Annotated in this window: 11 protein-coding genes; 10 read left to right on the top strand and 1 reads right to left on the bottom strand. The window is 68.9% G+C overall.

The features are described from left to right. Positions 1-59: 59 nt before the first annotated feature. From L6E17_RS21265 to L6E17_RS21250, 4 genes are all read left to right on the top strand, one after another. Positions 60-545 carry a TrmO family methyltransferase gene (locus L6E17_RS21265; protein ID WP_064068865.1) on the top strand — a complete coding sequence of 162 codons (486 nt, stop codon included), beginning with the start codon at positions 60-62 and terminating at the stop codon, positions 543-545. Positions 546-2,308: 1,763 nt separating this feature from the next. After that, positions 2,309-2,515 carry a helix-turn-helix domain-containing protein gene (locus L6E17_RS21260; protein ID WP_236242333.1) on the top strand — a complete coding sequence of 69 codons (207 nt, stop codon included), beginning with the start codon at positions 2,309-2,311 and terminating at the stop codon, positions 2,513-2,515. 195 nt (positions 2,516-2,710) lie between these two features. Beyond that, complete coding sequence (locus L6E17_RS21255; protein WP_268985453.1) at positions 2,711-3,670, top strand: site-specific integrase; 960 nt, start codon at positions 2,711-2,713, stop codon at positions 3,668-3,670. A gap of 933 nt (positions 3,671-4,603) precedes the next feature. Continuing rightward, entirely contained in the window at positions 4,604-5,395 is a 792-nt protein-coding gene (locus L6E17_RS21250; RefSeq protein ID WP_236241954.1) for an IS5 family transposase, read from the top strand. Here the strand turns inward: L6E17_RS21250 and L6E17_RS21245 are convergent. After that, entirely contained in the window at positions 5,352-5,897 is a 546-nt protein-coding gene (locus tag L6E17_RS21245) for a hypothetical protein (RefSeq protein WP_236241953.1), read from the bottom strand. The genes L6E17_RS21250 and L6E17_RS21245 overlap by 44 nt on opposite strands. Before the next feature lie 290 nt (positions 5,898-6,187). Between L6E17_RS21245 and L6E17_RS21240 the strand changes: the two genes are divergently transcribed. From L6E17_RS21240 to L6E17_RS21215, 6 genes are all read left to right on the top strand, one after another. After that, positions 6,188-7,189 (top strand): IS630 family transposase, encoded by a 1,002-nt coding sequence (locus L6E17_RS21240; RefSeq protein WP_236240391.1) that lies wholly within the window; start codon positions 6,188-6,190, stop codon positions 7,187-7,189. Positions 7,190-7,887: 698 nt separating this feature from the next. Next, positions 7,888-9,624 (top strand): ABC transporter ATP-binding protein, encoded by a 1,737-nt coding sequence (locus tag L6E17_RS21235; protein ID WP_236242331.1) that lies wholly within the window; start codon positions 7,888-7,890, stop codon positions 9,622-9,624. Then, positions 9,621-11,423, top strand: a complete 1,803-nt coding sequence (locus L6E17_RS21230) for an ABC transporter ATP-binding protein (protein ID WP_236242330.1) — start codon at positions 9,621-9,623, stop codon at positions 11,421-11,423. The genes L6E17_RS21235 and L6E17_RS21230 overlap by 4 nt, the downstream gene beginning before the upstream one ends. Continuing rightward, on the top strand, positions 11,420-11,590 hold the full coding sequence (locus L6E17_RS21225; protein ID WP_236242329.1) for a hypothetical protein: 171 nt from the start codon (positions 11,420-11,422) through the stop codon (positions 11,588-11,590). Before L6E17_RS21230 ends, L6E17_RS21225 begins: the two co-directional genes overlap by 4 nt. After that, positions 11,587-12,327 (top strand): class I SAM-dependent methyltransferase, encoded by a 741-nt coding sequence (locus L6E17_RS21220; RefSeq protein WP_236242328.1) that lies wholly within the window; start codon positions 11,587-11,589, stop codon positions 12,325-12,327. The genes L6E17_RS21225 and L6E17_RS21220 overlap by 4 nt, the downstream gene beginning before the upstream one ends. Further along, positions 12,324-13,982: an ABC transporter substrate-binding protein gene (locus L6E17_RS21215; RefSeq protein ID WP_236242327.1), complete on the top strand. Its 1,659-nt coding sequence runs from the start codon at positions 12,324-12,326 to the stop codon at positions 13,980-13,982. Before L6E17_RS21220 ends, L6E17_RS21215 begins: the two co-directional genes overlap by 4 nt. The last annotated feature ends 16 nt before the right edge of the window (positions 13,983-13,998 follow it).

Here is a 13,998-nt window from a genome sequence, read left to right as displayed (position 1 = left end):
AAGGCGGGCATGCTGTGGTTGACCGCCTTGCCGTGCCGCGAGCGGAGAAGGGGGAACCCGTGTCCACAAAGTCCATCGAGGTGCCGGTGATCGCCGAGGTGGTCGGAGGCCACAAGGGGCGGCTCGACGACTTCAAGGGCGGTGTGGAGTCGATCATTCGGCTGCGCCCGGAGTACCCGGAGGAGACGCTGCAGGGGATCGAGGAGTTCTCCCATCTCCAGGTCACCTGGTTCTTCAACTTCGGTTCCCCCGAGGACGTCGCTCTCCACGCGCGCAGCCCGCGGGACAACCCGGAGTGGCCGGCCACGGGAACCTTCGTGCACCACAACCACCGACGTCCGGCCCGGCTCGCGACCTCGTTCCCCAGACTGCTCCGCGTCGACGGACGGGACCTGCACGTCACCGACCTCGATGCCGACGATGGCACCCTGGTGGTGGACCTTGTGGCGGTCTTCGAAGAGTTTCTGCCGCGTGGCACGGTCACCCAGCCCTCGTGGCCCAGCGAGATGCTGAAGGACTACTGGAGGGACGCCGCCGAACGCTGACTCGAGGCATCCTCCGGAACCGCAGCCGGCGGCCCGACGGAACTTGGCCGCCTGAGCTGGTGCCAAGGGCTGCTGTCGCGCAGGGTCGTAGCGGATCAGCAATAGATGGGCGCCGGCTTCGGTCAGCTGACTGCCCCGTTCAGCCGCTATGGCCTTCGGGCCTAGGGCGACGGGGTGGGAAGTACCACCCATGGGACTGAGTGGCCGTGAGGGCATCGAGCATGCCCACGAACGCGGACGGAGTGTAGGAGCCAGGCTCCATGTAGACACCGGCCAGCGTCAGCTCGTGACGACGGCAGTGTTCGGTGATCGCTCCCGTCAGGGCCAGCTGACGAGCGCGCGACACACGCACCAGGTGCAGGAAGCCAAACACCAGCGGAACCGGGGACGGGTCGCTGTTCCGTGAGGGGTTCCGTGATCACGACCGTCCATCGGGCCGTCGTCGGAGGGGCACTGCGAGCCTGATGCCGGCCCACTCGGAGCCGTCACAGCGACTTGCCGACCTCACGGCGGTCACTGGGGCGCGGGGCTACCTCTGCGGCACCAGCGGCACGCGCTGCCTTCAGGTAGCCCCGTTCGCGGTCCGAGGAATATCCGTGATTTCCTTTCCGTACGTCGACGCTCGGTATATGGGATGGCGGGCGTGAGGTAAGCGCCGTGCACGCTCTCATGAACTACGGAATCCGGTCCGTAGGCGAAGAACTTCGTGCCATTCGCCGATTGGCTTGCCGGCCCGTTGGATGAGGTCTGCGGTCGGCCGTGGTCCGCCAATGTGACGACGCCCTACTCCAAGGTCGTGTCGAACTCACGGGTGTCGACTCCCTCCGCCGGTCGCTGCGGACCCTGCCTTGCCATGGACGGAATGTTGCAGGGGGCGTCCGAATCCGAGCCAGCAGCACGTAATGGCCTTCGTCCGCTATTGGCCCGTCGGGTGACTGTTTCTCTCTGATCCGGCAGGGTGTCGACTGCGCTATGCACGTTGCGCGGGAGGGGCAACCATGGCGTGAGTGATCAGCGGAGGTTCCGACACTTCCGTCTTGCTGAGCGTCTCCGGGCTATGGCGAGACAGCGGCATCCGGAATTCGCCCACGGCAGACGAGAGAAAGCCTCGAAGGACTGGATCCCTCCCCGAAGCTATGTCAACGTACAACACCCCGGAATCACGTGGCTGGCGAGTGGCCCACCGGTTGAAATGATCGGGAGTCTATACCCGTTGACATGCTCACTCAAGTTTGTGCGGCTGACCACCCCGGCGCTCTTCTCCTTATGGGCGTTTATCGCCTTGATTTTCTGATTCTCGCCTATGCCGGTAAGCATCCGGGATCGGCAAGCCGAGTCATCGCAGCTCGGGACGGCAGCGTGGATCGTGAGGTAGCGGCGAACACCAGCGCCTCTCCCACGCGCAGCACGAGAACTCCGAGACCACGGGCCACCTGAGGGCGTACCGGTTGGCGTCGTGAGGGGCAGGCACCGGTCAGGTCCTTGGCTACTGCGAGCGCAACATAGACCACGATCGCCGGTTAGCCAAACCGGTGATCCTGGCGACTATTGAGGGTGTTCGCATCCGGCTGTGCTTGGCGGTGGAGCCGTCGCGAACACAAGACCGCGCCGCGATTCTGAGAGGAGACCAGAAGCGGCACTCGTCTGCGGCCTTGTGCAATGAACAGCGCTACTCCGTCGCGAGGCGGCAATTCTTTGCCCGCCCGACAGGTCGACTGAACCGTCGCTGGTTGCCCTTCCCGTCTCGTTCTCAAGGAACACCCATGCCTGCCCGTTTGCTGTCCGTACCCGCTGTCGCCGCCGCATTGGACGTCGACCGGCGCACCGTCTACCGCTTCATCGCCGCAGGCGAACTGCCGATCGTCGACCTACGCACCGGAACGGGCCGCTCTCGCGTTCGTATCCCCGCTGACGGGCTGGAGGAGTTCATTACGAGCAGGTCGGTCGCTTCCCCACGTACCCGCCGCTGACCTCTCACTGGCAGCCCGGCCCCTCACTGTCACCGATAAAGGAGTAGTACCGCGTACCTGCGCAAGCTGAAGTCTGGTAAGTGGCAAGCCACCGTACGCAACCGGGCAGGAGACCGGTTCAGCGAGTCATTCCCCCTCAAGGCCCAGGCGCGGGCCTGGGCCGTCGAGCTGGAGACCCAGTTCGCCCGCGGAAGCATGCGCGACCCGCGGGCCGGCGAAATAGAATTCCGCGATTGGCACGACCGATGGTGGAACGCCCGTGTGGTTGAGCCCCACACCTTGCGGGGCGACGCATCCAGTATCAACAACCACGTCATGCCCTACTGGGCGGATTGGGAAATGCGGGCCATCACCCGCATGGACGTCCAGAGCTGGATCCGCGCCCTGATCGAGAAGGGCGCCGGCGCCTCAGCGATCAAGCGGGCCTACAACCTGACGTCCTCCATCATGCGTGCGGCCGTCGACGACGACGTGATCGCGGTGACCCCGTGCCGCAGCATCGACTTGCCTCAGGTCGCGGTAAAGCCGCCGCAGTGGTTCACGCTCGATCAGGCGCAGAGCATCCTGGACGAACTGCCCACCGCGTGGCGGACGATGTGCCTGCTCGGCTTCTACACCGGATTGCGCTGGGGCGAGCTGTCCGGCCTTCACCGGCATCGGATCGACCAGCGTCGCTCGCGACTGTTCGTGGTGGAGGTCAACACCAAGAGCGGTATCAAGGAGTACCCGAAGAGCTCCAAGAGCCGCCGGGAGGTTCCGCTGCCACCTCACGTCCTGGAGGCGCTTGAACGCCACATCCATGGGCTCGACCGCGACGCCGTGGTGTTCACCACCATCACCAAGGGTCGGGCTGGACGGCTCCTCGACGACGGTAATTGGCGTCGGCAAATCTGGTGGCCGGCTGTCGAAGGTGCCTACTACTTCGACGGCGACGGGGAGCAGCAGCTCGTCCCGCACTATCCGCCGCACTCCATGCGTCACACCTGTGCCTCGTGGCTGGTCCAGAAGGGCGTCTCGCTCTACGAGGTCCAGCACCTGCTCGGCCACGAAAGCTTCCAGACCACCCAGCGCTACGCCCACCTGCAACCGGACGCACACAAGGCCGTCCTCGGAGCTTGGGAGCGTTTGGACACTCCGTTGACCGTCGCCGCATAAACGTTCCTTCGCCCTGTCCGTCACGGACAGGGCGAAGTTGTTTTGTGTCGCGGGCTCCCGGTCGGTTCGGCTCGTCCACTGCAAGACGGCCTGCGCCTCCATCAATGCGTACTTCACGGCTCCCGTCCCACTGGACGGGGCGCGTGGAGGGCAGTCAAAATATGGCGGGCCTAGTTCCCTCGCCCAGCGCTTATCCCACGTTTGGAGCCGCAGGCTGGCCTTGGGCCCGGCCGGGCGCAGCATCTGGTGCACTGCATCCGAGCAGCCCGCCGTGCGGCCTCACCGCTCAGCGGCTGTGACGCTCATTTGACGCTCCGGGCCCCCGACAGGCCGCTGGCGAAGCCTGAAAACCCGCCCTGACCTGCACGTTCTCCCGCGTCGGCACAGCGTGACATGTTTCCGATGACGCATCATGTGGAGTGTGTGGCGATTCTGGAGCCTGCCGATAAGGGTCGCTGACCTGCTGCTTTGCCGGGTGCGCATTATGGGTGTTACGTACTTCACGGGCGGTCTCCTGACGCATATCTGACGCACGTTTTGCGCGGGGACGGCAGGCTCCTGATGGGGCATCATGCGTAATTGGCGACCGCCGGTGGAGTCGTCAGCTGTGTGGCCGGAGGCGTCCTGAAGTGGCTGGAGCACTGGCTGCCGAGCTGTCGGCGCCTTAGTAGCTGTTGTCGTTCCGATCTTGAGGGGTGGGCGTCGAACGGGAGTCTCGATCGGGTGATCGCGGCCGGCCGTGGGCATGAAGGCAGGGCCTCTTGGTAGCTCGGGGTTGCGAAGCCGACCGAGATCCAGGAGACCCTGTTGCCGCAGTTGTACGTGCTCGCGCCGGTGGAGTTCAACTCGGCTGCTCCGTCGTGTGATTGCGTCGCTCACCGGTTCGGGAATGCCGCCGATCACCCGGAACGTGTTCGGAGGTATCCCTCGGACATGACGGACGCGGAGTGGGCCGTGGTCCGGCCACTCCTGCCGGTGCCGGGCTGGCTGCGGGGCCGGGGCGGGCAGCCGGAGGCGTACTGCCACCGGGCGATACTGGACGCGATCCGCTATCTCGTGGACAACGGCGTCAAGTGGCGTGCTATGCCAGCCGACTTCCCGCCGTGGGACCGGGTCTACGCCTTCTTCCGCCGCTGGCGCGACCACGTACTGGTCAGGGAGTTCCACGACCGGCTGCGCGACCGGGTCCGCCGGAAGGCGGGCCGGGATGTGGAGCCGACGGCCGGTGTGATCGACTCGCAGTCCGTCAAGGCAGACGCCGTCGTCGGTGCCGACAGCCGTGGCTTCGACGGCGGCAAACTGGTCAACGGCCGCAAGCGGCACGTCGTGGTCGACACCCTCGGCCTACTGCTGGGCGTCATGGTCACAAGCGCGGACATCGGAGACCGTGCCGCCGCGAAGGTTCTGCTCGCCCAGGTCGCCGACGCCCGCCACCGGCTGGAACTCGTCTGGGCCGACGGCGGCTACACCGGCAGCCTCGTCGGGCACTGCCTGGCCGCGTTCGCACTGGTTCTGGCGATCGTCAGACGCAGCGATGACGTCAAGGGGTTCGTGGTGCTGCCCAAGCGGTGGATCGTCGAGCGGCTCTTCGCGCACCTGATGCGAAGCCGCCGCCTGGTGCGCGACTTCGAACGCCGCACCACCAGCGCCGAGGCGATGGTCTACTGGTCGATGACCATGATCATGACCCGCCGTCTGGCCCGGCCACACTCCGTGCGAGGGTGAACCGGCCCGGCGCGGACTCGGCCAGCCAGCCGCGCGCGACCAGCCGCTTCGCCTTCGACCGCAGCGCCTCCACCTTGGCCGGCACCGCGTCCAGGCCGAACAAGACAGCCATCTCCTGGCAGGTCACAGGCCCTTGGTGGAGGCGATGCCGGTCCGCGAGGGCCTGCAGGATGCGCTGGTAGTCCATCGACAGAACGGACACCTCCAGCCCCTCACGCCACACCGGCACCTGCGACTTCGGCTTCGCCGCCATCGACACCGATGATGCCTCCCCTGCCTGCCCCTGGGCCGGCACTGCCCGTTCGGTCCGGGCGTAGTCCTCGGTCTCGTCCACCGGACCCAGCACCTCGCCGACCCGCGAGCGGGCGATGACCCACTCCTTCCATTCCCGCTCGGCCACGACCAGCTCGGCCTGGACGCGGTCGGCCTCCTCCCGCAACTCGTCCACGCGACGGCGAGCACCCAGCTCACGCTGTTCGAGCAACCCCACGACCGACGGCATCCACGGCCTCCCCAGGAACGATGACACGACAGGCCACCCCTCCCACGGGAGCACCGAACCTATGCCTGACCAGCGAAAACACCGCCCTCAGGTTCGGTACGACAACAGCTACTTACCCCATCCGTTTCCCGGCAGCGACGTTCTGTGACGCTCGGTCGGGCGTCCGGTGCCTGTGGTGTCAGGGGCCATATTGATCAGAAACGGTTTGGGTTCTGGGTCGTTGGGTGGGTGTGAGCGATCTGGTGGGGGACGCGCGGCATCTGTCGCCGTCGGCGCAGGAGGCCCTGCGGCTGCGGGCGGTGGCCGCTCTGATGGCGGGGCGGGACCGCGAGGACGTGGCGGCAGTGTTCGGGGTGTCGCTGAAGGCGGTCGACGGCTGGTGGGCGAAGTGGCAGGCCGGTGGTCGGGAGGCCCTGGTCATGCGTCCTCGGGGTAAGCCGGTCGGTGTGCACCAGGTGCTCGGGGAGGCCGAGCAGGCCGCGGTGCGGCAGGCGGTCCTGGACCACCGGCCGTGTGACGTGGGGCTTTCCGGTCAGCTGTGGACACGGCGGCTGGTGGGCGAGCTGATCGCGAAGCTGTACCGGGTGCGGCTGACCGAGGTGGGGGTGGGCAAGTATTTGAAGCGATGGGGGCTGTCCTTCCAGCGCCCGGACAAGCGGGCCGTCGAGCAGGACCCCGAGGCCGTCCGGCGCTGGCATGAAGAGACCTGGCCGAAGATCCGCGTGCAGGCGAAGAAAGACGGCGGCGAGATCCTCTTCGCCGACCAGGTCGGCATCCGATCCGACCAGGTCACCGGCCGCACCTGGGGTGAGAAGGGGAAGACGCCCGTCGTGCGGCGGAGCGGGAACCGGTTCTCCGTGAACGCGATGTCGGCGATCAGCACCAAGGGCCGGATGCACTTCATGGTCTTCACCGAGTCCTTCACCGCCGAAGTGATGTGCCGCTTCCTGGGCCGGCTCGCCGGCCACTTCGACCACAAGGTCCACCTCGTGGTCGACGGTCACTCCGCGCACCGCTCGAAGAAGGTCCGCGACTGGCTCGCCGCCCACCCCGATGATGTAGAGCTGCACTTCCTGCCCCCGTACTCGCCCGAGCTGAACCCCGACGAGCTGGTCAACGCCGACCTCAAGCACAGCCTGCCCAAGCAGCACCGGGCCCGCGACCAGGCCGAACTCGCTGCCGAAACCCGCCGCTTCTTCCGCAGGCGTCAGCGTCAGCCGCACATCGTCCGCGGCTACTTCGGTGGCCCACACGTCCGCTACGTCATGGACGAGAACCCCATGAGTTTCTGATCAATAGCATTCGCGGGCGCGTTACCGACATATCCTGTGGTTCGACCAGCTGGCGGCAGTAGCCTCTGACGCCGTACATGCCGCGGACGGGCGTCGAAGGCGGGTCCCGGCTTCCTTGCGCGGTGCGCGTTTCAGTGCGGCGTGCATCGACTCGTCTTCCTTGATGCCGCCTCAAGAAGCCACCGTAGACCCGCTCACCCGCAAGCGTGTGCCAGCAGACCGATACGTGGTCCTCCTCGCTCAAGGGCGATCGTTTGCCGAGTGACGTGATCCGCGTAGGGGTACGTCTGAGCTCCTCTTGCTGTCCGCTCGGGCGGGTACGGGGTGCGGCTCATGGGCAGCGGGCAGCGGGCAGCGGGCGACCGCTGTGATGGAGGGCCTTGCCCGTGGGGTCGAGCGCGGGTCGGTGGCCTGGCGGAGGAAGCGCCCGCTACGCATTCCACGCGGCGAGTCGATGGTGGCGGGGGTGTCGAGGAGCTCCTGTGGTCGGTGAGGAAGGGGTGGGGCAGCGGGATCGGCGTCGTCCGGTCGGCGCGACTGCCGGCAGTGTTGAAGATGACAACCGTTGCAGGCAGCAGGTGCAAAGGCTTGACGGTGCCGCGCTGGGCGTACTACTTATTGCGAAGGGGTGGCAATAAGCCTCCGTCCGGGGCCGATCGTGCCGCGGTGCCAGCCCAGCCGGGCGGAGAGGATCCTTCGTGAGATCGGCGGTTGCCCTTTTCCTGTCCTTCTCGAAGCGCGCCCGGATCGAGGTCGCCGGGCTGGTCGTCCTGCACCTGCTCGTCACCGGCACCTACATCGGGCAGGGGCTGCTGATCGCGAGGCTGCTGGCGAACGTGCTGGGCGGCGCCGCGGTGGGCGGGTTGGCGGGTCCGGTGGTCGGGATCGCGGCGCTGCAGCTCGCCCGGATCGCCGTGATCGTCCTCCGCGACGGCTGGGCGCCCCGCGTTTCCGGCCGGGTGAAGGAGGCGGTGCGGCAGCGGCTCACGGCGAAGCTGATCGAGATCGGGCCGGGTCAGGCCCAGCAACTGCGGACCGGGGACCTGCAGTCCACCGTCGTCGACTCGGTGGAGCTGCTCGATCCCCTGATCGGCCGTTTCGTGCCGTCGGTGTACGCGTCCATGCTCGGAGCCGCCGCGGCATCGGCGTGCATCATGGTGATCGATCCGCCGGTCGGCGCCATCGTGCTGGTGTGCGCCCTGCTGGCGCCGCTGTCCGAGCTGGTCGGCGCACGGTGGGTCAAGGATCGCGGTGATCGCTGGATGCGGTCCTACCGCGGCCTGTACGCCGAGAACCTGGACGCCGTGCAGGGCATGGCGACACTCAAGGCGTTCAACGCCAGTGGGCGCCGCGGACGGGAGCTGGCCGGCCGGGCCGAGGCCTTCTGCGCGGACTCGATCCGGCTGATGTGGTCCTGGGCCGTCTCCTCCAGCGTCGCGCAGCTGCTGGTGCCGATCGGTACCACCGCGGCGGTCGCGCTCGGCTCCTGGCACGCGGCCCGGGGGTCGATCAGCGTTGCCGGGCTCTTCGTCATCCTCATGCTCACCCGGGAGACGTTCCGGCCGATGCACGACCTGGAGGCCGCCTACCACGCCGCGTACTCCGCGATCCCGGCGAGCGTCGGCGTCGCCGAACTGCTGCGGCTCCAGCCGGACGTGGCCGACCCGGCCGCGGATGCTCCCGCGCTCACCGAGGACCCGCCGGGCCTGACCTTCTCGGACGTCTCCTTCACCTACCCGACGCGAAGCGCCCCGGCCCTGCGGAACTTCAGCCTCACGGTGGCACCGGGTGAGCGACTGGCGGTCGTCGGCCGTTCCGGTGCAGGCAAGAGCACGCTGATCTCGCTGCTGATGCGCTACTTCGATCCCGACGACGGCTCGATCCGGCTCGGCGGGCGGGACATCCGGGAACTGCCGCTGGCACAGCTGCGTGCGCTCGTCGGCGTCGTGTCCCAGGACACGTACCTCTTCCACGGCACCGTCCGGGACAACCTGCTGCTGGCCAAGCCGGACGCGCGGACGGAGGAGCTGGACCGGGTGGCGGCGGCGGCCCGTGCGGACAGCTTCATCCGCGCGTTGCCGCAGGGCTACGACACCGTGGTCGGTGAACGCGGGCTGAAGCTGTCCGGCGGTGAACGGCAGCGGTTGGCGATCGCGCGTGCGTTGCTCAAGGACGCGCCGGTCCTGGTTCTCGACGAGCCGACGTCCAGCGTGGACGCCGCGAACGAGGCCGAGATCACCCAGGCACTGACCGAGCTGATGCGTGGCCGGACGAGCGTCGTCATCGCGCACCGGCTGTCCACCGTCCGCGACGCCGACCGGATCGTGGTGATGGACGGTGGCCGCGTGGTCGAGGCGGGCAGCCATGCCGAGCTGCTGTGCTCAGCCGGTGCGTACGCCGAGCTGGTCGCCACTCAGACAGGAGCGACGCGATGACCGCCGCCACCCACGACCACCGGCACGGTACCGGCGGTGAGGATCGCGCGAGGGCGCGGTCGTTGAGCTCCCGGCTGCGGGTCCTCATGCCGCTGCTCGGTGAGCATCGCAGGCTGATCGCCGTCGCCTATCTCGCCGGCGCGGTGCACCAGGTGCTCGCGCTCGGTTCGGCCGGGGTCGGCGCCTACGTGGTCGCGCTCGCTGCGACCGGTACCCCGGCCGGTGAGCTCACCGGGTGGATCGCGCTGCTGGCGGCGCTCATCGTGCCGCTCGCCTTCTTCAGCGTGGCCGACAGCGTGTTCGCCCACGTCGCTGCCTTCCGCGCCCTGGCCGACACACGCGGCAAGGTGTACGCGGCTTTCGAGCGGCTTTCCCCCGGTTACATGCTCGAACGCCGGTCAGGCGACCTGGGATCGGCGGCGATCGCCGACGTGGAGCAGATCGAGCTCTTCTTCGCGCACACGCTGAGCCCGCTCGCGGTGGCCACCACGGTCCCGGTGGCGACCACGGTGGCGCTGGGCAGCTTCCACTGGTCGCTGGCGGCGGCCTTGGTACCGGTGCTGCTGGTGCTCGCCTCGGTGCCGGCCTGGCTGCGCCGCCGGGCCGAGGCGCAGGGAAGCGAACTGCGCGAGTCACTCGGCCGGATCGGCGCCGACAGCGCCGACACCTTCCAGGGCCTGCGCGAGCTGGTGAACTTCGGTGGCCGGGAGCAGCGGCTGGAGCTGCTGCGCCGGGAGGGCTCGCGGCTCGTAGCGGCGAAGGCGCGGCACGGCCGGCGGTCCGGCACCGAGTACGCGGCGACGGACTCCCTCGCCCTGGTCGGCATCCTCGTGGTGCTGGTGCTCGGCGCCCGCCTGGTGGCCCAGGGCGAACTGGACGCCACCGCCTTCCCTGTCGCCGTCGTGCTGGCCGCGATGTCGATGATGCCCGTACTCAAAGTGACCGAGGTCGCCCGGGAGCTGTCCGTGGTGGCCGCCGCCGCGGAGCGCATCGTCACGTTGATCGCGCAGCCTCCCCCGGTGACCGATCGGGTCGACGCCGCGCCCGCCGGTCCGATCACGCCGGTGGTGCGCTTCGACGGGGTCACCTTCGCCTACCGCGATGACCTGCGGCCCGCCGTCGAGGACGTCTCCTTCGAGATCCGCCCCGGGGAGACCGTGGCGCTGGTCGGGCACTCCGGGGCCGGCAAGTCCACCTGCGCCAACCTGCTGCTGCGGTTCTGGGACGTGTCCGCCGGCTCGATCACGATCGGCGGGCACGATGTGCGCGACTTCCCGGCCGAGGAACTGCGTCGGCTGATGACGCTGGTGCCGCAGGACACGTTCCTGTTCCACACGTCCCTGCGCGAGAACATCCGGCTCGGCCGCGCGGACGCCACCGACGCGGAGGTCGAGGCGGCCGCCCGGGCCGCGCAGGCGCACCGGTTCATCGCCGAGCTGCCCCACGGCTACGACACGGTGGCCGGGGAGCTCGGCGCCAGGATGTCCGGCGGGCAGCGGCAGCGCATCGCGATCGCCCGGGCGCTGCTCAAGGACGCGCCGATCCTCGTCATGGACGAGGCGGTGTCCAACCTCGACGCCGCCAGCGAGCAGGCCGTCACCGCGGCGATGAACAGCGCCAGGCAGGGGCGTACCACGCTGGTCATCGCGCATCGGCTGTCCACCATCCGCACCGCTGACCGGATCGTCGTCCTGGACCGGGGCCGGGTCGCCGAGACCGGCACCCACGCCGAACTGGTCGCCGCCGGCGGCCGCTACGTCAACCTGCTCGCCGCTCAGCTCGACCAGGAGGCAGTGTGAGGGCCGTCACCGGCCCTCACGCGCGAACTCCGCCGTACGGGACGTCGTCGGCGCACCGGCCCGTCGCGCGGCGGACCCTCCCGCCGGACGTCGTCCACATCAAGCACGGGCTGCCGGCCGTCGGTGGCCCGGAGGAGCTCGCCGAGGAACTGGAGCAGCCGCAATGACCGACTCCGACGTGCAGGAGAGAATCACGTCGTACTGGAGCGACCACGGTCCTGACTACGACGCGCACCCGACGAGCCGGCTGCACATGGGTGAGGCCGCACAGCGCTGGCAGCAGGTCTGGGCCTCGGCGCTGCCCCAGGCCCCGGCCGACGTGCTCGACGTCGGCACCGGCACCGGCCAGGTCGCGGTCCACCTGTGGCAGCTGGGGCACCGCGTCACCGGGGTCGATCTCGCCGAGGGGATGCTGGACCTCGCCCGGGCCAAGGCCGCGGAGTTGGACGACCCGCCGGTCTTCCGGGTCGGGGACGCCGTGCGCCCGCCGCTGCCCGCCGCATCGTTCGACGCCGTCACCGCGCGGTATCTGCTGTGGACGCTGCGCGAACCGGTGCGGGCGCTGCGGAACTGGCGCGAGCTGTTGCGGCCCGGCGGGCGTCTTGCCGTCGTCGACGGGCTGTGGTTCGCCAACGGGATCGACACGTCCCGGGACACTCCGGACGAGGCCGTGTTCCGCTCCGCCTACCAGCCCCATGTGGTGCGGGCGCTGACGCTCGCTGAGTCCGCGCATCGGCAGGACTTCGCCGAAGCGGTCCGCGACGCGGGCTTCGTCGACGTGCGGATCCGTGACCTGCCGGAGATCCAGGCCGCGGAGCTGGAGCTTTCCCGCGATCCCGTGGTGGGCCACCGGGTGGACACCAGGATGCAGTTCCTCATCACCGCACGGCGGGCGTCGTCATGAGCCAGGCGCGACACCTCGCCCAGACGTACGCCCGCCGACGCCCGCACGATGGGATGATCCACGTGAACCCTTCCCGCCGCCGCCCCCGGGCCGGCCGGTTCCGGTCCTTGGCGGCCGGTCTCGCAGCGCTCACCTTCACCCTCACCGCCTGCCAGTCCGGCGAGCCGCAGGCGGGCACGCCGAAGGCGGGAGGGACCCTGCGCATCGGCCTGGCCTCCGAGTCCGGGGCACTGGACCCGCACACGTTCAGCGCCAACTTCCTGGTCCTGGACGGCATATTCGACGCTCTCGTCGGTTACGGACCCGACGGGAAGCTGCAACCCGAGCTGGCCGAGTCCTGGACCGTGGCCCAGGACGGCAAGTCCGTGGAGTTCGACCTGCGCGACGGCGTGACCTTCCACGACGGGACCCCGTTCGACGCCGAGGCGGTCAAGTGGAACTTCGACCGCTGGATCGGCAAGAAGGACTTCTCCTTCTTCCGCGCCTCCAAGGTGATCACCGGCGTCGAGGCGATCGACCCGGACACCGTCAAGCTGAACCTCTCCGAGCCGTACGACCCCCTGCTGCAGGAGCTGTCGATCTCCCGGCCGGTGCGCTTTCTCAGCCCTGCCTCGGCCGGCGCTGACGGGAAGTTCTCCGCGCCGGTGGGCACCGGGCCGTGGAAGTTCGTGTCCAACACCGCGACCGGTGCGGTCCTGCAGCGAAACGACGCGTACTGGGGTGAGAAACCGCTGCTGGACCGCCTGGAGTTCAAGGTCATCCCGGACTCCCAGTCGCGCCTGGCCGCGCTGCGCAACGGCGAGCTGGATGTCATCGGCGGCTCCTACCTGGCCCCGATCACCCCGGTCGAGGCCACGTCGTTGAGCAAGGGCGGTGCCGGAACACGGCTGCTCACCGGCGAGCCCGACGTCACGGTCATGCTCGGCTTCAACCCGAAGGGCCCGGCCGGGGACAAGGCTGTCCGTGAGGCGGTGGCCAAGGCGCTCGACCGCAAGGCCCTCATCGAGGCGCTCTACCTCGGCTACGGCGAGCCGGCGTCGCGCTTCTTCCCGCCCACCGTCCCCGACTCCGGCGCCGACCAGACCTTCACCTTCGACAAGGCCGCCGCCGAGGCGGCGCTCGACGCCGCCGGATACACCCGATCCGGCGACACCCGCAGCAAGGACGGCAAGCCGCTGCGTCTGCGGTTCCTGGTGTCCGCCAACGCCAACGGCATGCAGGACGCCCGCGGCAGCGCCGAAGCGGTGGCCGGGGCACTGGAGGACGTCGGGATCGGCACCGACATCGTCTTCGTCGACGACACCGCCTACTACGACGACAAGGCGGCCGGCAAGTGGGACATCGCGTTCTTCGAGACCTACGGTGCCCCGTACGACCCGTCGAGCACGGCGGTCGCCTTCCTCGCCGAGGGCGCCGAGTCACCGGTGTTCGCGACCGGCGCCTACGACCGGTTGGTCGACGCCGCGCTGTTCGCCCGCGAGCCCGAGGACCGCAAGGCCAAGTACCAGGCCCTCTACGACGCCCTGTACGCCGACGCCGGTTACGTGCCGATCGCCTACCGCACGCGCCTGTGGGCCGTACGGGACACCGTGACCGGGTTCGCGATCCCGACCACCGAGTACGACCTCGAACTCAACGGCGTCGGCCTGAGGTGAGCGTGTCCGCATCGGC

This window comes from Streptomyces sp. CC228A (assembly GCF_021390935.1).
In the GTDB taxonomy this organism is placed as follows: domain Bacteria; phylum Actinomycetota; class Actinomycetes; order Streptomycetales; family Streptomycetaceae; genus Streptomyces.
The sequence above is the reverse complement of the archived record's forward strand: the minus strand, read 5'-3'. Positions and strand labels throughout refer to the sequence as shown.